Origin of the sequence: Idiomarina seosinensis (assembly GCF_003987275.1) — a bacterium.
GTDB classification, from domain to species: domain Bacteria; phylum Pseudomonadota; class Gammaproteobacteria; order Enterobacterales; family Alteromonadaceae; genus Idiomarina; species Idiomarina seosinensis.
On record NZ_PIQF01000001.1, the window covers coordinates 49954 to 73763 of the forward strand.

Here is a 23810-nt window from a genome sequence, read left to right on the forward strand (position 1 = left end):
CTGAAAAATAAACGTGCGTCCAGGACGCACGGTACGTTATGACAAGCTCAGGGTTACTACTGGCAGCACTAATGCTGTTGATGGTGGTGTTGTTGATCCGCTATCAAGAGCGCTCGGCCATGATCTTCTCCGGCGCGATGCTGGTGACTGTGGCCAGCGGCTGGGTCTCGCAGGAGGCACTATTGTCGAATGCGGCCAACCCCGGCCTCGCCACGCTGGTGATGCTGGTGCTGATTTCCTTTGCACTGGAAAAAACCAGCTTACTGAGAACGCTGTCGCGTTATTTATTCAGCCCGTCTAATGCGCTAACCACCTGGCGGGTTATGGGTTTAAGCGCGTTGGCTTCTTCTGTTCTTAATAATACAGCGGTTGTTGCTGCGCTGCTAAACGCCGTGCGGCGTAACCGCTTTATTCCTGCCTCCAAACTGCTTCTTCCTTTGTCATACGCGGCCATTATGGGCGGCACACTGACGCTGATTGGTACCTCCACCAACCTGATCGTAAACAGTCTGTTTACCGAAACCGGGCACAGTGGTTTTGCGTTTTTTGATTTCACCCTGGTAGGTGCGGGGGTGCTTGGCGCAGGGCTTGTGGTGTTGTTTGTGGTCAGTCGCTTTTTACCGAGCTTTAGCGAAGACGACGAAGGCGGTCGCGAATACTTTGTCGAAGCTGAGCTTGAGGACAATTCACCGCTGGTGGGCCAAACCGTGGAAGCCGCAGGCTTACGCCATTTAGAAGATCTGTTCCTGGCCGAACTACACCGTGATGGTGACATTAAACGGCCAGTAACTCGTTACGATGTGTTACAGGCGGGCGATAAACTTATTTTCTCCGGTGACGTTGGTAAGGTTAAAGTGCTGAATCAGTTTCCGGGCTTGTCGCTTTTCGCCGAGCAAAAAGGCCTGGAAACCCACGAATTGACTGAAGTGGTGATAAAGTCTGAGTCGGTGCTTTGCGGTCAGACACTAAAAGAGAGCGGCTTCCGCGCCCGCTTTGATGCTGCTGTGGTGGCGATTCGCCGTGAAGGTGAACGGATCAATGGTCGTCTGGGATACGTGCGGTTGCGCGCAGGGGACATTTTGCTTTTGGCCACCGGCCCCGACTTTGCCGCCCGCACGAACCTGACTAAAAACTTTTTTGTGTTAAGCGGTGTGCGGCCCGAAAACATGCTGAGTGGCTGGCGCGAAAAACTGACCCTTTGGGGTTTTGTTGCAATGATAGGCACTACCGTTGCCACAGGCTCTTCGCTGTTTTTAGGAGTATTGTTCTTGTTAGCCGCGTTGGTTGCCACCGGTTGCCTGCGTCTTAATGAAATAAAACGCCGTTTCCCGGTGGAGATATGGCTGATTGTTACCAGCGCCTTGTGCCTGGCGACCGCTATGCAAAGTACTGGAGTGGCAGATAGTCTCGGCGACTTTGCATCGAGTTCACTGGCAGGCAATGGCGTTTACCTGACCTTTATCGGTGTGTTTATATTAACTTATCTGCTGACCGAACTGGTGACCAATAACGCTGCTGCTGCACTGATGTTCCCCGTGGCTTATTCATTGTCACTGGGTATGGGTATTGACCCCTTCCCGATGGTAATGGGCGTTGCCTTTGCCGCCTCCGCGAGCTTTATTACCCCCTATGGCTACCAGACCAACCTTATGGTCTTTAACGCCACCCATTACCGCTTAAAACACTTCCTGCTTGCCGGCCTTCCTGTGGCCCTTACCTACATTGCCATGAGTTTGTGGCTTATTCCTTTGCTGTTTCCGTTTTAGCCCGCTTGCGGTACAATTCGTCTATAGTTTACAAACGATATAACCAATGAAGGAAGATATTGCCTAGCATGTTGCTCCAGTGTCTGGCGGCGATGGGTGTTGATCACTAGCTTTTCATTAGTAGAAGTAATATCGCTAGTACGTAGTTTTCATTATCACTTGAGTTTGGGAAAAAGTTAAATGCGGAAATCAAGGAAGCGTAATATAATTCATGTGTATTGCCCGCAAGAACATGAAGAACATGTTGCTAAAGTACTAAATTGCGTAGAGATTAATTACGTTTTAAATGAATTTGATTTAAAGGCTGCCATGCCTGAAATTGTTTGTCATTATCGCGTTTATAAGTTGAGTAACGAAGAAAAAAATTTTTTAATTTATGCTACTGAACAAGGGGCTTGGGTAGAGCCTTTGATTTCATATATTGAGAGAGTAAAGGGTTTTACTGAAGTCGATTTAGTTGACTCTAGTTTTTTTCTTCAGCAAAAAGCATTCTCAATTCTTTCAAATCGTTGGGCTAGTCGTGTAAAACGAGTTTTTGATGTAATGTTTGGTGGATTAGCTCTACTCTTGCTCTTACCTCTACTGGTTCTGTTCGCTATTATAATTAAGCTGGACAGCCCAGGTGGCATTTTTTATAGACAACCTAGAGTAGGATTGTTTAATAAAGAGTTTGAGGTTATTAAGTTTCGTTCTATGAGAAGTGATGCCGAGTCCGGAGGGGCACAGTGGGCTCAAAAAAATGACCCACGGGTAACTCGTGTCGGCAAGTTTATTCGGAAAACGCGAATCGATGAACTACCGCAATTGATTAACGTGCTTAAGGGTGAAATGTCTCTAATTGGCCCACGCCCAGAACGTGATGTTTTTGTCAGTGAGCTCGAGCAGTCTATTTCTTATTATCGCTTTCGACATTCGGTTAAGCCCGGGATAACTGGGCTTGCTCAGGTTAAATACCCCTATGGCGCGTCATTACAGGACGCTGAATGGAAGCATCGCTACGATTTGTACTACATTAAAAACCACCACTTATGGATGGATATAAAAATAGCCTTTTTGACTGTAAAAACAGTGTTGTTCGCTAAGGGTCAGTAATTTTATGGAAAAAAGTATTCTCGTCACAGGCGGAGCCGGCTACATCGGTTCGCATACAGTTGTGCAATTACTCGAGGCAAATTACTCGGTTGTTGTTTTAGATAATTTGTCGAATAGCTCCAGAGAAAGCCTTAAGCGTGTCGAAAAAATCACTGGCAAACAGGTTATTTTTATCGAAGGTGACATTCTTAATAAAGCCTGTTTACGCGAAGTGTTTAGTCAGTACTCAATAGACTCGGTGATTCACTTTGCCGGCTTAAAAGCTGTTGGTGAAAGCGTTGAACAACCTCTGAGTTACTATCAAAATAATGTTAGTGGTACATTGGTGCTGTGTGAAGCGATGGAAGAATTTGGAATTAAAAATATCGTTTTTTCATCCTCAGCTACAGTTTATGGCGACCCCGATGCTATTCCTATTAAAGAGAGGTCGCCGGTCGGCAGAACGACGAACCCTTATGGGACTTCGAAATATATCGTAGAGCTCATCCTTAAAGATTTATGTAATGCAGACTCAAATTGGTCAGCTATTGTACTACGTTACTTTAACCCGGTAGGGGCGCATAGCTCAGGGGTAATAGGCGAAGATCCTAACGGTATTCCTAATAACTTAATACCATACATATCCCAAGTGGCTATTGGAAAACTTAAAGAGCTCAAAGTATATGGCAACGATTATCCTACAAGCGACGGCACCGGAGTGCGCGACTATATACATGTGGTAGACCTCGCCCGAGGTCATATAGAGGCACTAAAGCTCATGGAGAAAAACACGTCAGTGGGGTTTGATGCGATTAACCTAGGCACTGGACAGGGCTATTCGGTTTTAGAAGTAATAAGAGCCTTTGAAGAACAAAGCACGAAGACAGTACCCTATAGTATCGTTGAGCGTCGACCTGGTGACATCGCAGAATGTTACGCGGATCCTGAATACGCGAAAAAAAGACTGGGCTGGAAAGCTGAGTTAGGGTTAAAAGATATGATGCGTGACTCTTGGAATTGGCAATCAAATAATCCTACCGGTTACAGAAATAGATAGAAGCAGTTACTTTTAGTGATGTAGCTGAACAATTTTTGTAAGTCTCCCATTTTGATTTTTAGTACTACCTTACAGGTTTTTACCGGTGTTCTGGGGCGGTGGCAACAAAGTAACCCACAGGGATATAACACAGGAGAATAATATGGCGTTGGTGAGTGGTGCCGGATTGACATTGGATGTTAGCTATCAGAACACCCCAATCAATACGTTAACCGAAACAGTTACTTTGCCCGAACAGTTTGACCAGACGCGGCAGCTGTTGCTGAAGGGCGAGTATCTCAACGTGTCTGAGGGACGCCATGTCACTCATATTTTATCGCGCAGTATTCATGCCGTAAGCAGCGCTAAAAATCGCGATACCCGGTTTGCGAAAATGGTGAATAAATTGCGCTCGGGTCGGTGGCTGGGAGCTACCGGTAAACCGATTACCGCGGTGGTGAATATTGGTGTAGGCGGCTCTGATTTAGGCCCCAACATGGGCTCATTCGCGTTAAAAGAGTTTGCAGACGATGCAGCACTTAATGAGCTGGATGTGCATTTTGTTTCGTCGATGGACGGCGGCCAGTTGTACGCAGTGCTGCCAATTATTGACCCGGAAACCACGTTATTTATTATTGCCTCAAAATCGTTCGGTACTATTGATACCTTTGCCAACGTCGATACTGTGCGCGAGTGGATAAAACCACAGCTGACCGAGCAACAGTGGCTGCAGGATCATGTGATTGGGGTCTCGTCGAACGCGGTGAAGATGAATGATTACGGCATTCCTCCGGCGCACCAGCTGACATTTGGTGAAGGCGTTGGTGGGCGTTTTTCACTGTGGTCGGCGATTGGTTTACCGATTGCGTTAAGTTGTGGACTGCGGACTTTTGAGCGGATGCTGAGTGGCGCTCGCGCGATGGACGAGCACTTTGGTTCGGCACCGGCGGCAGAAAATATCCCACTGTTAATGGCGATGTACGGCATTTATAACCGCCAACATCTGGGCATTAATAACTTAGCGATTTTGCCGTACGACGGTCGTTTACGGATGCTGCCAAACTACTTGCAGCAGCTGGATATGGAAAGTAACGGTAAGCAGGCAACCGCCGACAATCAGGCTATTAATTATGCGACCGGACCTATTATTTGGGGCGGTTTTGGCCCGAACGGACAGCACGCGTTTTTCCAGCATCTACATCAGGGTTACGATGAGTTTGCGGCGGATTTCGTGCTGGTATTAAAACGCCAGGCCCCGGGCTTTAATGCGCAGGTGGCCAATAAGCTGGCCGATCAGCAACAATTGTCAGTCGCAAATTGTCTGGCTCATCGGCAGTTGATGAAATTTGGTTCAGACAATCCCGAGTCACCTCGCGATCATTACCCGGGCGGACACCCGTCCAGCTTATTATTTATGGATGAACTAACACCAGAGACCTTTGGTGAATTGATTGCGGCTTATGAGCATAAAGTATTTGTTCAGGGAGTTTACTGGCAGCTGAATTCATTTGATCAACCGGGCGTAGAGCTGGGTAAGAAGTGCGCGGTAGATATATTACAGGCGCTGCAGTCAGGGGCTAAGACCTCTTATGATGAATCAACAGTGACTATGATTAAGAAGGCGCGTGGCGATGAGTGAGAATATAGTTTGGCACAATACTTCGGTCAGTCATGCCGAGCGGACACAGTTAAATGGCCATAAGCCGGCGATACTTTGGTATACCGGGTTAAGCGGCTCGGGCAAGTCGACCATTGCTAACGCGGTGGACCGCAAGCTCTATGAACGCGGGTGTCACACGTACCTGTTGGATGGTGACAATGTACGTCATGGTCTGAACAAAGATTTAGGCTTTGGGGATAACGACCGGGTGGAAAACATTCGCCGTATCACCGAGGTGGCGAATTTGTTTGCTGATGCCGGACTGATCGTTGGCACGGCCTTTATTTCGCCGTTCAAAGAAGATCGGGCGCAGGCACGGGCGCTGGCTGGCGAGCGGTTTATCGAAGTGTTTGTTGATACGCCGATTGAGATTTGTGAACAGCGCGACCCTAAGGGCTTGTATAAAAAGGCCCGGGCCGGCGAGATTGGTAATTTCACCGGTATATCGTCTCCCTACGAAGCACCAGAGTCCGCCGAAGTGCATTTACGCACCGCCGAGATGAGCGTAGAACAAGCCGCCCAGGTAGTCGTTGACTACCTTTTGTCGTAGGTCGCGCCGTACGTCGCGTCCTCGACGCGACAATGCATTGTGTCAGAGACGCAGGATAGTTTGAACCCTCCCGGGCTAAGTAGTCGATTAATGATGGATAGCCGGGGATCGGTGTTGCCTTTTTCAATTTCGCGTAAAGTTTTGTCAGAAACCTGAACAAATTGTGCGTAGCGCGTCTGCGTCATGCCATATAGATCAACCCGGATGCGCTTTATTGTGTCACCAATGGATAAGCGGCCTTCGTTTACGTCGCGCTGAAGGTTTTGTATGCGAGCTTTGCGCTCTTCTAAAGATAAGTTAAGCATGGCGTATTCCAAAGTCAGCTAGTTTTTTTTCAATACGATTAAACCCAATGGCCGGGAATTCGATGATCTCCTCCGGGCAACCGTACTTTTCCAATAATGCCGGGACCTTGATAAGCTTTTCTGCTAACTGACGTAAAAACGCCATTAATTCATCGGGGTCACCAAAACTTTCGAGACTTTGAATCAGTTTGTCAAAATAGACGATACCGCCACGCTCGTACTCTTCTCCCCACTTGAAGAGCCGAGTGACCATTTCAGGATCGGCTTTCATTGGAGCAAAGTCGTAGATTGGCGCGTATCTGATATCTCCTTCAAATTTTAAAAAAGAAATATTGCGTCCATGGTTATCTGAGTTGCCAAATACCAAGTTGAGTAAATCACGGGCGAGATATTGTTTAGCGAATTCTTCACTGGTCATTTTTGTGCTATGTCTAATTTTTTCCCAGACTTTTTCCATGACAGAGAAGTGGTTTTGGTAACTGCCCGGGCCCGCATTAATTATAGAATAAATACTTTCGACGCCAATTCGGCAGGCAATAGAGTCTTCGAACCGCACATCAAAGCGAGGCAGCCACAGGCTGACTTGAGAATCTACTTCTAAAATCTTCATGCGAGAAACATCGATGGTTTCAATGCTACTATCGCCCAAAACGTCATTTAGCACTTGATAAAAAACACCTTCCGCACGAAGGATATTATTATCTCTACTTGAACGAGTGTTCCTTGCGAACTTGGTTAAATAAGGCGTTGCAGACAAAGTCTTACCAGCAAAGTCGGCATCAATGAAGACTTCGTCATTGTCGACCATCAGTAACAATTTTGGAGCAACACCGCCAGCTCCTGTTGCTCCCCCTACAGCCGCACCGTGTTCATTGGCATAATCTAAAAAATCATGCTGGAGCCGGGCGACATCGTCAGTTGAAAACCGCTGCGCGTTGGCGCCCCGTACCAGCGAGGCAGCCTCTTTTATGCGTATATTGCCTACCGGAGACATGCATGCATTGGTGAGTAATGCATAGTTTTGTTCAAATTCAGTGGCTCTTGCCATATTTAGGTAATTTAGCCACCAATCTCTAGACTTTCCTACCGGCAATAAGTCGTCAAGTACTGCGGGCCAAGTCGGATATTCTGCCGGTAATATGGTGACTGGTGCATTAACGGTGCATGCCCAAGAGTCTATTGCATTGTAGGTTAGTACATCGCTGATATACTGTGAAAAATAGTATAAAGTAACACTGCTTGTCATCTGTGCTTTATCAAAGTGGAGCTCTGCGGCATCCCACCATTTTTTGCGATTGAATAATTGAAGTGTTAGCGGTCTCATAAATTATACGGTAGTCTGTTACTGTTTATGAATAAGAATAGAGCAGATAACGGAACTAAGCTACCGTTTTCATGACTTTTTTTATTTTTTTCGGAGTTAAACTTCCGTAGTTTGAGTTTAAAGCCTGCGTCGGAGACGCAAGCCAGGGAGAATTATTAATGTTGGACGAGTTACAGCAGATTGCGCGTGATGCTGGCGCGGCGATCATGGAAATTTATAACAGTGATGAATTTGATGTTCAGCTAAAGGGCGACGATAGCCCGCTCACCAAGGCTGACTTGGCCGCTCATCGAGTGATTTGTGACGGGCTGAGCAAGTTAGCAGTGCAATACCCGATTATTTCTGAAGAGTCGGCCGATATCGACTGGGAGCTGCGGAAGCACTGGCATCGTTATTGGCTGGTAGACCCGCTGGATGGCACCAAAGAGTTTATCAAGCGTAACGGCGAGTTTACCGTTAATATCGCGTTGATTGAAAAAGGTGAGCCAGTTTGTGGCGTTGTATACGCGCCCGTGCTTGATGCCATGTATGTTGGCCAGCGTGACAAAGGTGCCTTTTTAAATGGTCAGCCGATACAAGTGGAACAGCAAACTCCGGAGACGTTACGTATTGTCGGCTCGCGCTCACATGCCTCGCAGGAAACTACGGACTGGCTAGAGCAACTGGGCAAGCCCTACGAAATGGTACCGATGGGTAGCTCGTTAAAAATTTGTTTGGTCGCTGAAGGGAAAGCCGATATTTATCCGCGCTTAGGGCCAACGTCGGAGTGGGATACTGCCGCTGCGCATGCCGTGCTCAATGCTGCAGGCGGTTCGCTAAAGACCACGGACGGCAAGGCTTTACGGTATAACCAAAAAGAATCTTTTTTGAATCCTTACTTCATTGCTGAGTAACTTACATTGTTGAAACAATTTGTAACATGTCGCCAAAGAATGTTATTTAAATGTTTCTTCAGCTGGGTTAATCTTGAGGAGTGCGACTTCTACTTGCTGTTCGCAATGGATGCGAGAGTACGTCGCGCTAATAACCATAAGAAAGAGGAATCCAGGATGAGTTTTGATTCAAGAAAACTTCCTCGCAAAAGCATATTAGCGACGTTAGTAACGTCAGCAATTGCTTTTGGCGCAGGAGCCCAAGATCTCAATTTAAGTGACATTCAACTAGAAGTCACTAAAGTACAGCGAAGTGCACCTTTTGATAAGCAAGAGTATAAGAAGCTTTTACAAAAAGAATATTTTGTTCTAGAGCTTAGTGATGCTCCTTTGGCAACCTATAAAGGTGAAATTGCCGGTTATTCGGCTACTAGCCCAAAAATCTCCGGCACTGATAAGATTGATACCCAATCTTCTGATGCAAAAAGTTATGCCGGCTATTTGAAGTCGAAGCAAGAAACGGTTGTTAGTGAGCTGCGTAATAAAGTAGCGGGCTTAAAGGTACGTTCTCAGTTAGATACGGTCATCAACGCTGTGATCGTCGAAGTGCCGAAACAAGATAATATCAAAGAAGTTCTGGCATCAGCTAACGGCGTAAAAAAGGTTTATGAAAATAAAACCTATTACACTAATACCGATGCTTCGCTTGAGTTAATCAATGCGACTGAAGCATGGGAAGCTTTAGGCGGACAATCTGAGGCCGGTAAAGGTATCAATGTTGCAATTATTGATACTGGTATCAATTCGCGGCACCCAATTTTTGAACCTGCGGGACAGGAACGTCCTGAAAGCGCACCTAGCGATGATTATTGTGCAATGATCGACCCTGGGTTTTGTAACGGAAAAATTGCTGTCGCCCGCTATTATACGCCGACCAGCCCTGTTCACCCCGATGAATATATCAGTCCCGAAGATTTCAATGGCCACGGTACTCACGTAGCGGGTACGGCTGCTGGTGGTGCGGTTAGCGCGACTTATCAAGGGGTTGATGTAAACTTATCTGGCGTAGCGCCAGGCGCGACCTTGATGGTTTACAAAGCATTATTTTCTACTCCAGAAGGCACAGGTTCAGGTTCTACTGTTAACTTAATGCAAGCATTAGAAGATGCGGTTGACGATGGTGCCGATGTTATTAACAACTCTTGGGGTGGCGGAGCCGGTGGTCAGCCACAGAATAGTGCTTACACACCAATATTTGATGCAGCTGAAGAAGCCGGAGTTTTAATTGCTACGGCAGCCGGTAATGATGGCCCAGGCGATCGGACCATTGGTTGTCCTGGATGTATCGAGTCAGGACTAACTGTTGCAAATACTCAACATGGACGTACTTTTGCCCATCTAGTTGATGCAGCAGGTGTTGAAGATCTGATTTCAACTGTCGGTGCCGGTGATTTTGAGATTACTGAAGAGATTTCGGGTCCACTGATGCCTGTCGAATTAATCGATGACGGTGACGTTGAAGCCTGCGACGCTTTTGCAGAAGGTTCTTTAGAAGGACATATTGCATTTGTTTCACGCGGTGGCTGTTTATTTACAACTAAAGCCAATAACGTCCAGGCAGCTGGTGCTGTTGCCATGATAGTGTACAACAACTCTTTTGGGCGTATGGTTATGTCCATGCCGGGAGCTACGTTGCCAAGTGTGCAAGTGAGCCAAAGTGACGGCAAAGCTATTTTGGATGCTTACGACGAGGGTGCAAGTGCAACTATTAGCGGTTCGGCAAGCGCGGTTGTAGATGATACTGCCGTGGACATGATGTCCGATAGCAGTTCACGCGGCCCTAACGGTGACAGTTCTTTCCTGAAGCCTGATATTGCAGCACCAGGAACAAGTATTTTGTCCGCCTATGCCGCAAGTAATGACAACGTGAATGCTTACGGTGCTATTTCCGGTACGAGTATGGCAAGCCCTCATGTTGCTGGTGCGGCTGCATTAATGCGCCAGTCTTATCCAGAGTTGTCTGCTGAACAAATAAAATCGATGCTAATGACATCTGCAGATACCAACGTCACTGACATGGAAGATGGCGAGGTAGTCCCAGCAACACCATTTGATCGTGGCGCAGGCCGTCTTGACGTAATCAACGCGATCAATACGGGTTTGACACTGGACACAGCATCATTTGTAGATAACGGCTGTGTGTTAGGTTGTGAGTTCACGCGGGTTGTCACCAATCTGGCTGACGCTGACGTTGAGTGGCAGGTGAGCGTAGAGGTTGATGACGCTAATGCAATGGTTTCGGCGCCAGAAACGCTGGCAATAGAAGCCAATGGAACAGCTGAATTGGCGATGTCGGTTGATACCACATACGCTGAGCGCGGCTGGATTTTTGGAACTGTGACCTTGACAGATCCTACAGGGACATTCCCTGATGCGAATATCCCAGTTGCAATCCATGCAAAAGCTTCGGATTCGGAAACTAACATTAATACTGTTGTTGAGGGTGGTGAATTCACTCCAGGCTCAACTGTTGATATGTTAACTGTAGCAAAAGCGACTGGAGAACAGTCTCCATTTAGTTTGATTACACGAGTCCCTGAAGGCACAGAGCTTGTCGAAGGTTCGGCTTACTCGCAAGAGTTGGGTGAGACTTCTCGCAATGGCTTTAGTGTGTCGCCAACAGGTAGCACAATAAGCTGGGCAGGTCAGTTAAATATACCTGAATCAAGCTTTGAAATGGTAGGTTCACCAACCGGTGGAATGTCATTAGCTGACATGGGAGCTCAACCTGTCAACTGTTCTCTTAACGGCGGCTGTGATGAGAATACGCTCCTCTATAATTTCCCGCTTCCGTACGCTGGTACTGTCTGGCCGTCATTTCAGGTAAATACCAACGGAGTTGTTGCATTTGGGAATGGACCGGTAACCGGTACCTACTTGAATCAGGAGTTACCAGCTCCAGCCGCCCCAAGTAATATTGTTGCGCCATTCTGGTCTGACTGGGAGCTTTTGCAAGAAAATAATGCGGATCTCTATGTTGCCGTCTTTAATAATGCAAGTGGCTCACCAGAGTGGATTGCAGTAGAGTGGAACAATGCAACCATCTACGGTGATAGCTCTGGAGATACCTACACTTTCTCGGTGTTTATCAATATTAATCAAGAGTTAGTTGTTTATAACTATACTGATATTCCTTCTATGCCGGAAAATGTTACTATTGGTCTACAGGATGTCACCGGAGTATTGGGCGGTTCCTACTATTACAACGGTAGTGGTAGTTCTGTTACGTCCGGCGATGCACTCCAACCGATGTTAAATACCAACCTAGGCACAGCCGAAGTTCGTTATAGCGTGCAGCTTCCTGAAGTAGCAACGGGCGATGAGCTGGCACTAGAATTAGGTTGGGATGAGACTACGCAAGTTGATATTGGTTCGAACTTTGAAGCAACAGAATTGCGTTCTAAATCTCATGTCTCACTGATTAATGGCGACAATAAGCTAGACGCTAACCGCGCATTTTCGGTTGAAGCTGAAGGCGAACTGTCGGTAGAAATCACGGCCCAGCCACAGCACGGTACGTTGGAACAAGTAACAGAAGTTGTTACGGATGAAGACGGTAACGAGACAGAACAGCCAGTGCCTGGTGTTTATGTCTACACTCCAGAAGTTGAAGAAGTCACTGAAGATAGCTTTAGCTATGTTGTTTCAGACGAAGCAGGTGTAACAACTTCAGAGAAAACGGTTACTGTTAATGTACTGGAACCTAACGATCCACCAGAAGTTACTTCGCCAAACGGTGAAGCCAACGCAGACGGTGAAATCGTGGTATCGGCTGAGACGAATGGTACTGTGACTCTGTCTGTTGCAGCGACTGACCCGGACGAAGACGAACTGACTTATAACTGGATGCAGGTTTCAGGTCCAGAAGTTGAGTTTGAAGGTCAGGGCACCAGCGAAATTAGCTTTACTGCACCAGCAGAAGCAGGCGACGTTGTCTTTGAAGCTAGCGTTGATGATGGCCGTGAAACAGTCAGCCAGACATTTAGTGTTGCCGTTTCAGAGCCAGCTCCAGCTCCAGCACCTGAGCAAGACTCTGGTTCATCAAGCAGCTTTGGCTTGTTGATTGGTCTATTAGCGTTACCATTTGCTATCTTACGTCGCCGCTTAGCAGTGGCTCGTAAATAAGTAATCGGTTGATGTGATTTACCAAGGGGGCTTCGGCCCCCTTTTTTGATGGTAGCGAGGAATATTGTGAAGCAAACAACTCAACAGTGTCTGATAACTTTAACGCCAGTTGCTATTGTGCTGGTGCTATTGCTGTTATTGCCACAACAATGGTTGTCGTTACTGGCGTATCAGCGTGGTGACGGTGACTGGTGGGAGTTTTTAACCGCTGGCTTTATTCACTTTGAACTAAGTCATGGGGTATCCAGCATTATCGGGCTGGGCGTCATGTGGTTATTATTTGCTGAGCACATAAAGCCTTTGCCGGTTTGGCTGATGCTGGTGGCTACCGCCGTAATGTCAGTCGCTTTTGAGCATTGGTTGGCCGTAGAGCCTTATGTCATGCCGACAGTGACTGAGAACAAAGGTTTTTCGGGGGCTCTGTATGGTTTTTTTGCCTGTGGAGCGACGTTAGATATTATAAAGCGGCGTCCTTTTGGTCTGGTGCTTTGGTTGTTGGTGATTGGCAAAGTAACAGCAGAGGCGGTGCTTGGGCAGCCGATATTAAGCTTTAGTGAAGTAGACCGGGTGGCTGTGATGGGCCATTTAGGTGGGGCTATCACCGGTGTGTTTTGTGCTCTGGTCTATGGCTTTAATCTTAGGCATAAGCAAGCTAGGCAGTAGTTATGAATGATTTTATTGAAACCTATGATAATGCATTATCCAAACAACAGTGTCAGACGTTAATCGATACGTTTGAACAGTCGCCGCATACCGGCCCGGGTAGAACCGGCGGTGGCGTCGACAAAACAAAGAAGATCAGTACGGATTTATACTTAAACTCGCATCGCGAATATCAATCGTTGTTGCAGCAAATTCAGCAGGCTACCGCGCGCTGCGCGGTAGAGTATTTTAAAAAATACCGGTTTGCTTTAATTGCGCCGGTGTCATTAACATTAAAACATCCGCAAACCGGTCAGCCGGTGATGCTGACCGACGACAACTTTGATGAATTAGCTGCGGGCAACGAAATGTTGCTGATGCAAAAGCTGTTTCGGCTAGGCGCTATTCAAATGCAGAAGTACGATAAAGCCGAAGGTAATTATAATTACTGGCATTGTGAACAGTTTCCGCAAAAAGGCTCCACCGAAGCGCTGCATCGTGCCTTATTATTTATGGTTTATTTAAACGATGTTGAAGAGGGCGGCGAAACCGACTTTTATTATCAGCAGCGGTCGTTAAGGCCAACCGCCGGGCAGTTGGTGATAGCGCCCGCTTATTTTACTCATACTCATCGCGGGCGGATGCCAATTTCAAATGATAAGTATATATTAACAAGTTGGATACTCCATAACCGGGGAGAACAGCTTTATGGTTAAAACAAGGAGAGAGAAATGACAATAACACGAGTGGGATTATTGCTGATTGCAAGCAGTGTGATGGTAGCTTGTGGCCAACCTGATACATCGACAGACCTGCAAGAGCAGCAGATGTCAGAGCAGCCGAAGGTGACTGCGACTCAGGATATTAAAGAGCTGGGGTTAGAGATACGTCGCATGGTGCAAACGCCAAATGCCGATCATCCGGACCAATGTAAAATTGTGGCAATGGGGCATAAGCCGTGCGGCGGACCCGAGCGGTATTTATTGTATTCAACCAAAACTATGAATGAGCAGGAAGAGACTGAGTTTCTGAATAAACTTGAACAATACAACCAGCTGAGCCGCCGCCATAGCGAGAAGTCCGGGATGGTGTCGGACTGCCAGATGCTACCTGAGCCAACGGCAGTGGTAAGAGATGGGTTTTGCATACCAGCCGAGAAAAACACCATGTAACACCCAAAATTGTGACCCGGAGAAGATATTATCTGAAATTTAATTAATGCGTTAGACAAATGTAATATTTTAACTAGAATATTACGTTGTACGAAAACGCGTACAAAAAATCAGATTATCTTTAAAGGAAAAGGTTATGAGTTCAAAACATACTCTTTTGACACGGAGCGTCCTTGCGGCACTGATTTCCGGGTCACTTGTGGCTTGCGGAGGATCGTCCTCCGATGATTCGGGCGGAGGGGAGCCTCCGGAAACAGCTTCTTATCTTGTTAGCACTGAAGTCACTACCGGTGGTAGTTTAGATCCTGATCAACAAACGGTCGATGAAGGCGATAGCGCAGACTTTACTGTCACCATTACCGACGGTTTTACACTGGAGGCGATTAGTGGCTGTAATGGTTCGCTCGATGGAGCAACTTATACCACTGGCGCTATTACCGCTGATTGTACAGTCAGCGCGGAATTTGAACCTATTCCTAATGAAGCTCCAACGGTTTCTGCAACAGCAGAGCCGGAGGAGGTCATGGAAACTGAAACCGCAACGATGAACGCTAATGCAAGTGATTCCGATGGTGAAGTTGCAAATTATCAGTGGGTTCAAACAAGCGGAGATGTCGAAGTTACTCTAGAAGGAGCGGATAGCGAACAATGCTCCTTTGTGGCTCCAGACGTTAGTGCTGATACACCAGTGACATTCGAGGTCACAGTAACTGATGACGACGGTGACACTGCCACCAGTGAGGTTTCGTTAACGATTACCAATACACCCGCGCAGGCTGTGATCAACTCTGATGTTACAGAAATTGATGAACTTGATAGCTTAACGCTCGAAGCTGACACTAATACTGGCTGGAGTTATTCTTGGGCGCAGACCGCTGGCCCCGAAGGCGAATTCTCGTCTACGACTGACGCTTTAACTGAATACACGGCACCTGAAGTTAACGCTAATGAAACGGTCACGCTCGAATTGACAGTGACAGATGATAAAGGTCGAACTGATAGTGCCCAACATGACTTGCTCGTTGTTGATTTAGATTTCAGTATTGCTTGGCAATCAAAGGCATCGGCAGCTGCGGGTAGCAATGTTGTATTAGAGTTAACGCGTGATGTTAGGTCGAGCGATGTTGTTTTATTTAGTGGGGCAGAAATTGCGCCAACTAGCATAGATGGTAATCAACTGACGTTTACCGTTCCTGACGAGAGCAGCTCAGGTTCTTTAGTTGTTCAGGGAGAAACGAAAGACTCGAATTCCGTTTGGCTTGAAATAGGTGAAACCGGTTTAACCAATGCGCACCCAGACAGCGTCTTTGATTCGACCTTAGGTGAACAAGTTGTTAGTGACTTCTTAATCGTCAGCCTGGTTGATGGAAGCGACGATGCAACTGCGGAAGAGGTCGCAGCTACGGTCGGCGGTACAGTGCTCGGTTACGATTCAACGCTTGGCGTTTATCAGATCGGCGTAAGTGCTGACAACTATGCTGAATTAGAAAGCCAATTACAGACACTGCAAGGTCATACTGCTGTTGTTTCCGCAATGATGGATCCGATTATTGAGGATGAGGCGATTGACTGGAGCGGCGATCCTGCTATTGGTGAGCAGCGTGATCGAAATAATGTTCAAGCTGGTGCAGAAACATACCAGGCAGCAGTAGGTACCGATATCACTCCTATGTTTATGGCATTGGGTGTTTCTGAGGCGGGTGTTGACTATACCCAGGTTGATTTTGATGGATTTGCTGGCGCTGAATCAGGTCATCCGAAAATGACCTTGCACAGTCCATCTGTTGCAGTAGATGCTGGTGGTTCTCATGGCACAAACGTGACCGGATTAATTGCGGGTGAGTTGGGTGATGGTGGTAATGCAGGCCTGTTATCGGCACTAGCTGATAATCACGGTGGCGCAGCAGTGCTGGTTAATTCCGGCTCCAGTAGTTTGGTCGGACGTTTGTCTTCTACCATGAGTATGGCTCGAGCAGGAGCATCGGTTATTAACTGGAGTTGGGGCATCCATCGTTTAGTTGCTGAGGATTCTAACGAAGATGGAACAATCAGTAATGATGAAATTACCGATGGTGCAATGACTTGCGCGGATAGTTACACCCGAAATAATGTGGTAAATCAACGTCAGTTTGACGGCGTTAAATCGTTGTTAACTAACTTTTTTAATGAATTTCGCGAAAATCATCCGCAAACGGTTATCGTAACATCTGCGGGTAACGGAGCAACGGACGCCGGTGATTTTGATAATCGCTTACCGAGCTCGTTCGACAGCAACCAACTAGTGGTTGTTGGAGCACATACTTCGGGCGGACTCTATAGCGACGGTCGCAGTGAGGATGAAGAAGCAGCCTCTGGTTATGAAACTTCGTGTTTTGACACTAGTATCAGTACTGATGTGAAACGGGCTCATTATTCCAACTATGGCGAAACAGTGGATATCACTGCCAGTGGTACTATCGCCGGTTGGGACGGTAGCGATGTTGTGAGTCACCGCGGAACTTCATATGCGGTACCAATGGTTGCCGCTACAGTTGCGTTAGTGCAGTCAATTGACCCGACGTTAACGCCTGTTCAAATTAAACAGCTACTGCGTGCTAGTGCGTTACCGATCGAAAACACATTAGCAGGAGCAACAACTACCAATGTTGTTACTCGGGAACTGACTGTCGACGAAAACCCTTCTGCCGCAGGTTCGGGTGCACGACTGAATGTCGCTGGGGCTATAGAGGCCGCGGTCACTCGCTACGACGAAGGATCCGGCTCCGTTGGTGAACCTATTAGTGTTGGTGTCGGAGACGGGCCTGTTGTGGAGACCGTAACCTTTACAGTACCTGAAGATAATGTTTACGACGCGGTTGATATCTTTTTTACCGTCGATGTTTCAGGTTCTTATTATGATGATTTATCAACTTTTCGAACTCAGGCGACTGCTTTAATTGATGAATTTTTGTCAGCGGGCCGTGATGTTCAAATCGGTTTGTCCAGTTTCAGTGAGTTTCCTGGGTATGGCGGAGCTGACTCTACGGATTACCCTTTCCGACTAGATCTTCCGTTGACTAATCAGTCCGACAACTTAATTGCAGCGCTGGACGAGTTAATGATTGAGTTTGGTGGTGATAGTCAGGAAAGTCAGTATGAGGCGCTTTATCAAACTGCTTCGAGGGAATCAGGTTGGCGTGAAGGGGCTCTACCCATCATTTTCTTAGCAACGGACGCGCCATTCCACGATGCTGACAACGAATCTGATTATCCTGGTCCTGGACGTACGGCTACTCTCCAACGTTTGCAGGACAACGACATCCGTGTGTATGGCTTGCAGTCAGGAGGGACCATTGATGAGGTTCTTGATGTTACAGAGGTCACCGGCGGTGAGGCATTCCTGCTGTCACGTAATAGCTCTGAAATTGTCGACGCTGTTATCGAAGCTATCGATTCTACTACTCAAAATTTGTCATTAAACCTAGAGCCGTTTGGTGATTTTGCAGGGTTAGTAGAGAAAGTTGTTCCTACGGATTCACCCGATGCGAACAATGGCCAGCCAATTGAGGGCGTTCAACCTGGTGATCAAGTTAGCTTTGATGTGACCTTTAATGGCGACGGTATCCCGACGGGCGAAACGGTAAGCTTCTCTTTCCGACTGAGAATTGTCGTTGGTGGGGCGGCTGTAATTCACGAAATTCCTGTTATCGTGACAATTGAAGGATAAAGTTATGAAAATATTTAATTTAGCAGCTGCTGCTATGGTGTTTTTCGTTAACGCAACATTTGCAACAAGCGTTGTGGCAAGTAATTCCGCTTGCAGTACTGAGCAGGTGGGGGGCAATAAATATAACGTCATCGATGACGAAGGTCATGTGTTGGGTTATGTTGATGAGGAGCCCAATGGAAGCTGGTTTATGTGGATAGAGGGTCAAGGTGCACAGAATGACACGGCTTTTAGTTTTGAGCGTGCTGTTGAGCGGGTCTGTGATCTAGGAAACGTTTCACCTTAATCACAGCGCTTTTACCTAATTGTCATAATTTTTTGCTAAACTGCCTTACATTGTTATCGATGTGAGGCAGTTTTTTATGAAACGTACTTTAATTGCGGCGTCGGTCGCACTGTTATCTAGCACTGCGATGGCGGATGACCACCAACAGCCAAATATTATTTACGTGATTGGCGATGGCATGGGTTTTGAATATATCAGTGCTTATCGCTATGCCATGTCGGATCTCGAGACCAAAGAGCTGGCAGAAACTCAGTTTGACCATTATTTAACCGGTGCCGCTTTGACTTATCCGGAAGATGACACCTGGGTAACTGACTCGGCAGCCAGTGCGACAGCATTAGCTACCGGTGAGAAGTCATACAATGGCGCTATCGGTATGGATAACGATAAGACCTCGCTGAAGACGGTGATGGAATATGCCAAGCAGAGCGGTTACGCCACTGGCTCGGTATCAACCTCACAAATTAATCACGCCACCCCAGCGTCGTTTTTCTCGCACCACCCATCGCGTTACGAATACAACGAAATTGCCGACTTAATGGGTCAGCAGATTGTTGACGGCAACGCTTCGTTTGACGTGATCCTGGGCGGTGGCCAGCAGTACTTTATTCGTGCTGATAAAAACTGGGCTGAATTAATTGAGCAGCAGGGTATGCGCGTGATCCAGGACATGCAGATGTTGGATCAGGTTGAACAGGCTCCGGTAATGGGGCTGTTCGCACAAAAAGGCTTACCGCACGCGATTGATGAAGGGAAAGAATCGCTGGCTAAGATGACCTCTTCGGCACTGCGCTTGCTGGATAATGAAGACAAGCCGTTTGCACTGATGATTGAAGGCAGCCAAATTGACTGGTGTGGTCACGCCAACGATATTGCCTGTGCTGTGCACGAAATGGATTCTTTGAACAAAGCATTGGAAGTGGTTAACGAGTACATCGAAAACAACCCAAATACCTTGTTTGTGATGACCGCTGACCATTCCACCGGTGGCTTAACTATTGGCCGCGATGGTGAATACGCCTGGTATTCTGATCGGGTAATGAAGATTGAACACTCTATTGCCTATATGAAAGAAAAACTGCTGGCGATGGACAGCGACCAGTGGGCAAGTTTTGTGGCGGATGCGGTTAATGCAGAATTGACCCAGGAGTATACCGACGAGCTAGCAATGGCCGCTGAGCAGCACGGCGAAGATCGTGAAGATGCGTTACATAAAGCACTAGCGTATATCACTGCTGATATTACCGGCACCGGCTGGACGACTAGTGGCCATACCGGCGTTGATGTTCCTGTTTACGCAACGGGTCCCAACAGCGACCAGTTCCGCGGCTATATGAACAACACGGAACTCGGCCAGCGGTTGATTGAAATCGTTAAGTAGGCTCACTTCGTTCGCGGGGTGGGCTCGCTGCGCTCGCGGTGTAGGGGCTTTGCCCGTTGTAGGGTTTAACGCGCGAAGCGCCTATCCCCGTGCGCCGAAGGCAGCACGCCACCCCGCGAGCACCGCGAGCCCATCCCGCGAACGGAGTAAGCCCAAACCTTCAATCCCTTGTCACATTTCCTTCATATTTTTGCCCCATCAATAAGCTACCCTGTACTCACGAATCGACCGTTATTGTTGTGTGAGTATGAAGTTTTTCAATAAAGAGCTCAGTTGGTTGTCGTTTAACGAGCGGGTGCTTCAGGAAGCTGCTGATGATGCCGTTCCGGTAATCGAGCGAATGCGCTTTTTGGGTATTTTTTCGAGTAACATGGACGAGTTTTTTCAGGTTCGGGTGGCGGAAGTCAAACGCCGCATATTTTTTAGTCAACAGCAGCCCGAACGCAAACAGCAAGAGCTGCTGATGTCTGAACTGCAACAAAAGGTGGTGCAGTTACAGCAGCAATTTGATGAAGTGCTACAAGCGGTGTTAATCGCATTGGCTGAACACAACATTTTGTTGATGGAAACGGGCCTGCTGAGCGATGATGAACGCCAACGTTTAAATCAATTTTTTGTCGAGAAAGTGCGTCGCTTCATTGTGCCGGTGTTAATCAGCGAAAAAACTAACCTGGCTAATGTGGTGCGCGAAGATGAAAACTATTTATGTGTCGAAATTGATCATTCCAAAGGGCGTAGTTATGCGCTTATTGAAGTTCCGTCAGACTCGCTGGAACGATTTATAAAACTTCCCGGAGACAGTGCTTCTAAACGACATAAGTTATTGTTTTTAGATGACGTTCTGCAGCTTAATTTAGAGGCCTTATTTCGCGGTATTGTACCTTTTAACAAGCTACGGGCATTCTCGTTTAAAATGACCCGAGATGCTGAGTATCGGCCGTCCGACGACATCGAACAAAGCGTGTTAGAGCGGATGGAAGAGGGCTTAAAACAACGTATCAAAGCGGACCCGGTGCGGCTGGTGTATGACCGGGATATGCCCGACGAAATGCTGGCCTTTTTATGTGACAAATTGCAATTAAATCCGTTTGATTCGCTGGTGGCCGGCGGTCGCTACCGGAATACACGGGATTTTGCCAAATTTCCGAATTTTGGTGCAGCGTCACTTGAGCATGCCCGCCAGCCGGCGATAGAGCATCCAAAGTTTTTGCGGCAGGACAACGTGTTTGACACGATTCGGTCCAGCGATATTTTATTGTATTATCCTTATCATCGATTTTCTCACTTTACCGAGTTTGTTCGCCACGCAGCCTACGATCCTAAGGTCAATCGAATTTCGTTGTGTATCTATCGGGTTGCGCCTAACTCGCGGGTAATACGTTCACTCATAAACGCTGTGCAAAATGGTAAGCAAGTGACCGTGATGGTTGAATTACAGGCACGTTTTGACGAAGAAGCAAACATTGAGTGGGCAAAGGAATTAACCGAAGCAGGAGTGCGGGTGAGCTTTGGCATTCACGGTCTAAAGGTTCATTCAAAACTGATGTTGGTACACCGCCAGGAAGGCATTGGAGAAAGACGCTACGCAGTAATAGGCACCGGTAATTTTCACGAAGGGACAGCGCAGGTCTACACCGACTTTAGTTTGTTTACCTGTAATCCGGAACTTTGTGCCGATGTTGACCATGTTTTTCAATACCTTGACCAGCCGTACCGCAGTCACCACTTCAGGCACCTGATGATTGCGCCGGTCAATATGCGTCAAAGACTGATCGACCTTATCGAATTTGAGATTGAACAGGCGCACGCGGGTAAAGCGGCGGAAATCTTTTTAAAGGTTAACAATCTGGAAGACAGCAGCCTGATTGTACAGTTGTACCGAGCATCGCGCGCGGGTGTAAAAGTTCGTTGCTTGGTGCGGGGGATGTGCTCGTTACGAGCCGGTGTTGATAACTTGAGCGAGAATATTGAAGTTCGCAGCATCGTTGACCGGTATCTGGAGCATGCCCGAATTTATCTGTTTCATCATGCCGGGTCGCAGGAAGTTTATATCGCGTCGGCGGATTTAATGACCAGAAACTTAGATCACCGGGTCGAGGTGGCAGCGCCGATTACCGACACTGACGGACGCGCGGATTTGTTAAAAGTGATGGAATTGCAATGGCGGGACAGGGCAAAGTCCCGTATTGTGGATGCGGAACAACGCAACCATTATTGCTGTGCAGAGGAAAGCTCAGCCAATCGACGGCTACTGCGTTCACAGGTTGCTATCTACAATTACTTTAAACGCCGGGTTTATGACTGACACGAAAACGCCAACATCTGCTCAAGAGACAAAACATTTTGCCGCCCTGGATCTGGGTTCTAATAGTTTCCATTTGCTAGTTGCCCGAAGCGTTGGTGGCCAGTTGCAGCCAATTTTAAAATTTAAACAGCCGGTACAATTGGGGCTGGGCCTAAACGGCCGTTATCTGAGCGAAGCGGTTATCGAGCGCGGTATCGAGGCTCTTAAACTGTGTGCCACCCGGCTGGAAGGTTTTGATAAAGAAGCCGTTAAAGTGGTGGCCACACACACCTTACGGAAAGCCAAAAACCGCAAGCAATTTTTGCAGGCGGCGGCAAAAGTATTGCCTTATCCTATCGAAGTGATTTCTGGCCGCGAGGAAGCCCGCTTAATTTATCTGGGCGTTGCTGAGACCAGTGCTGATCTGGGAGCACAGTTAGTCATTGATATTGGTGGTGGCAGCTCTGAATTTGCTATTGGGCTGGATAAACACCCACAGTTTTTGAGTTCGCGCAGTGTTGGCAGCCTGGTCTGCTCGGAGCAGTTTTTCGATGGCGGCAAGATAACCCAAAAACGCTTTGAAAAAGCGGTTGTGCACGTGCGACAACAAGTTGAGCCGGTGGCTAACTATCTGGTTAAACATCCGGTTAAAACCGTATTTGGCACCTCAGGAACCATAAAAGCAATCTATCAGTGGGTGGTTAATCGTGCCGGGCAGCAGCCCAGGGGCTTAACCTTAGAACATCTGTACCGGTGCCGTGATGAATTAATCGCTGTTAAAAACGTTAATAACCTTCCCGCCGAGGTCGTTTCGGAAGAGCGGCGACAGTCAATTGCCGGTGGTGTTGCGGTATTGACCGGTATTTTTGAAGAGCTTGGCATTGAGCGATTGTTGGCCCATGATGCGGCGTTGCGCGAAGGTGTTTTGTACGAGCTGGCGCAGGAAGTGCTGAGCCATAAAGATGTACGGGAACGTACGATTTCGAGCCTGGCCCACCGTTACTCGGTCGATACCCCCCAGGCCGAGCGGGTATGGGCCACAGCTTATCAACTGTATAGCGCAGCAGCTAACGCCTGGGGGATCGATTCGCACGATATGGAGTTGTTACTCGAGGGTGCCGCAAAACTGCACGAGGTTGGGTTAAGCATCAGTGCCAGCGGCGTACAAAAACATTCTGACTATATATTATCTAACGCCTACATGCCGGGTTTCAATGCCGATGAGCAACGTTTCCTGGCGACTTTAGTTCGGTTTTTTCGGAAAAAAATAAGGCTCGAGGAATTCCCTGAATTTGTTTTATTTGAACAAAGCCAGTTGATGAAACTGATTTTTATCCTGCGTCTTGCCGTGGTCATCAACAGCGACCGCCAGGACCGTAAGCTATTAAAGGATATTGGCGTAACCGGCAGTCAGGTTAGCCTAAAGCTAACTAAAGCCGCCAGACTTGATCCGGTACTGACGGCTCAGTTAGTTGATGAAGCCAGGTTGTTCGAGAAATTCGGCTATCAGCTTACTTTTTCTTAGGCCTGCAGGGCTTTGGATGTTGCGTCAGCCGAGCGGATTAAAATG

The 23810-nt window shown here is 47.5% G+C and carries 17 protein-coding genes; 15 read left to right on the forward strand and 2 right to left on the reverse strand.

What is annotated here, in order from left to right:
- The first annotated feature begins 38 nt into the window (after positions 1-38).
- The 5 genes from CWI81_RS00210 to cysC all read left to right on the forward strand — a co-directional run bounded on the left by CWI81_RS00210 (position 39) and on the right by cysC (position 6083).
- On the forward strand, positions 39-1766 hold the full coding sequence (locus CWI81_RS00210) for an SLC13 family permease (RefSeq protein WP_126783237.1): 1728 nt from the start codon (positions 39-41) through the stop codon (positions 1764-1766).
- A gap of 180 nt (positions 1767-1946) precedes the next feature.
- The gene (locus tag CWI81_RS00215) at positions 1947-2858 is read left to right on the forward strand and encodes an exopolysaccharide biosynthesis polyprenyl glycosylphosphotransferase (RefSeq protein ID WP_126783238.1); all 912 of its coding nucleotides are present in this window, start codon (positions 1947-1949) and stop codon (positions 2856-2858) included.
- Between the two features lie 4 nt (positions 2859-2862).
- Entirely contained in the window at positions 2863-3894 is a 1032-nt protein-coding gene (gene galE / locus CWI81_RS00220; RefSeq protein WP_126783239.1) for a UDP-glucose 4-epimerase GalE, read from the forward strand.
- A gap of 142 nt (positions 3895-4036) precedes the next feature.
- Complete coding sequence (gene pgi / locus CWI81_RS00225) at positions 4037-5512, forward strand: glucose-6-phosphate isomerase (protein WP_126783240.1); 1476 nt, start codon at positions 4037-4039, stop codon at positions 5510-5512.
- Positions 5505-6083 carry an adenylyl-sulfate kinase gene (gene cysC, locus CWI81_RS00230; RefSeq protein WP_126783241.1) on the forward strand — a complete coding sequence of 193 codons (579 nt, stop codon included), beginning with the start codon at positions 5505-5507 and terminating at the stop codon, positions 6081-6083. Before pgi ends, cysC begins: the two co-directional genes overlap by 8 nt.
- On the opposite strand, the gene CWI81_RS00235 is transcribed toward cysC, so the two are convergent.
- Together CWI81_RS00235 and CWI81_RS00240 are read right to left on the reverse strand one after the other, a co-directional pair.
- On the reverse strand, positions 6068-6388 hold the full coding sequence (locus CWI81_RS00235) for a helix-turn-helix transcriptional regulator (RefSeq protein ID WP_126783242.1): 321 nt from the start codon (positions 6386-6388) through the stop codon (positions 6068-6070). The two genes, cysC and CWI81_RS00235, sit on opposite strands and share 16 nt — an antisense overlap.
- Positions 6381-7712: a type II toxin-antitoxin system HipA family toxin gene (locus CWI81_RS00240; protein WP_126783243.1), complete on the reverse strand. Its 1332-nt coding sequence runs from the start codon at positions 7710-7712 to the stop codon at positions 6381-6383. The genes CWI81_RS00235 and CWI81_RS00240 overlap by 8 nt, the downstream gene beginning before the upstream one ends.
- 158 nt (positions 7713-7870) lie before the next feature.
- Between CWI81_RS00240 and cysQ the strand changes: the two genes are divergently transcribed.
- The 10 genes from cysQ to CWI81_RS00290 all read left to right on the forward strand — a co-directional run bounded on the left by cysQ (position 7871) and on the right by CWI81_RS00290 (position 23765).
- On the forward strand, positions 7871-8605 hold the full coding sequence (cysQ, locus tag CWI81_RS00245; RefSeq protein ID WP_126783244.1) for a 3'(2'),5'-bisphosphate nucleotidase CysQ: 735 nt from the start codon (positions 7871-7873) through the stop codon (positions 8603-8605).
- A gap of 156 nt (positions 8606-8761) precedes the next feature.
- On the forward strand, positions 8762-12769 hold the full coding sequence (locus CWI81_RS00250; RefSeq protein ID WP_198678627.1) for a S8 family serine peptidase: 4008 nt from the start codon (positions 8762-8764) through the stop codon (positions 12767-12769).
- Between the two features lie 66 nt (positions 12770-12835).
- A complete protein-coding gene (locus CWI81_RS00255; protein ID WP_157983283.1) occupies positions 12836-13432 on the forward strand; it encodes a rhomboid family intramembrane serine protease in 597 nt (198 codons plus the stop codon).
- A 2-nt stretch (positions 13433-13434) separates the two neighbouring features.
- A complete protein-coding gene (locus CWI81_RS00260; RefSeq protein ID WP_126783247.1) occupies positions 13435-14127 on the forward strand; it encodes a 2OG-Fe(II) oxygenase in 693 nt (230 codons plus the stop codon).
- Positions 14128-14142: 15 nt separating this feature from the next.
- Positions 14143-14583 carry a hypothetical protein gene (locus CWI81_RS00265; protein WP_126783248.1) on the forward strand — a complete coding sequence of 147 codons (441 nt, stop codon included), beginning with the start codon at positions 14143-14145 and terminating at the stop codon, positions 14581-14583.
- 136 nt (positions 14584-14719) lie between these two features.
- Positions 14720-18289, forward strand: a complete 3570-nt coding sequence (locus CWI81_RS00270) for a PKD domain-containing protein (protein WP_126783249.1) — start codon at positions 14720-14722, stop codon at positions 18287-18289.
- A gap of 4 nt (positions 18290-18293) precedes the next feature.
- Positions 18294-18575, forward strand: a complete 282-nt coding sequence (locus CWI81_RS00275; RefSeq protein ID WP_126783250.1) for a hypothetical protein — start codon at positions 18294-18296, stop codon at positions 18573-18575.
- Positions 18576-18651: 76 nt separating this feature from the next.
- Entirely contained in the window at positions 18652-19956 is a 1305-nt protein-coding gene (locus CWI81_RS00280; protein ID WP_126783251.1) for an alkaline phosphatase, read from the forward strand.
- 247 nt (positions 19957-20203) lie between these two features.
- On the forward strand, positions 20204-22261 hold the full coding sequence (ppk1, locus tag CWI81_RS00285) for a polyphosphate kinase 1 (RefSeq protein ID WP_126783252.1): 2058 nt from the start codon (positions 20204-20206) through the stop codon (positions 22259-22261).
- Positions 22254-23765 carry a Ppx/GppA phosphatase family protein gene (locus tag CWI81_RS00290; protein ID WP_126783253.1) on the forward strand — a complete coding sequence of 504 codons (1512 nt, stop codon included), beginning with the start codon at positions 22254-22256 and terminating at the stop codon, positions 23763-23765. The genes ppk1 and CWI81_RS00290 overlap by 8 nt, the downstream gene beginning before the upstream one ends.
- Positions 23766-23810 lie beyond the last annotated feature (45 nt).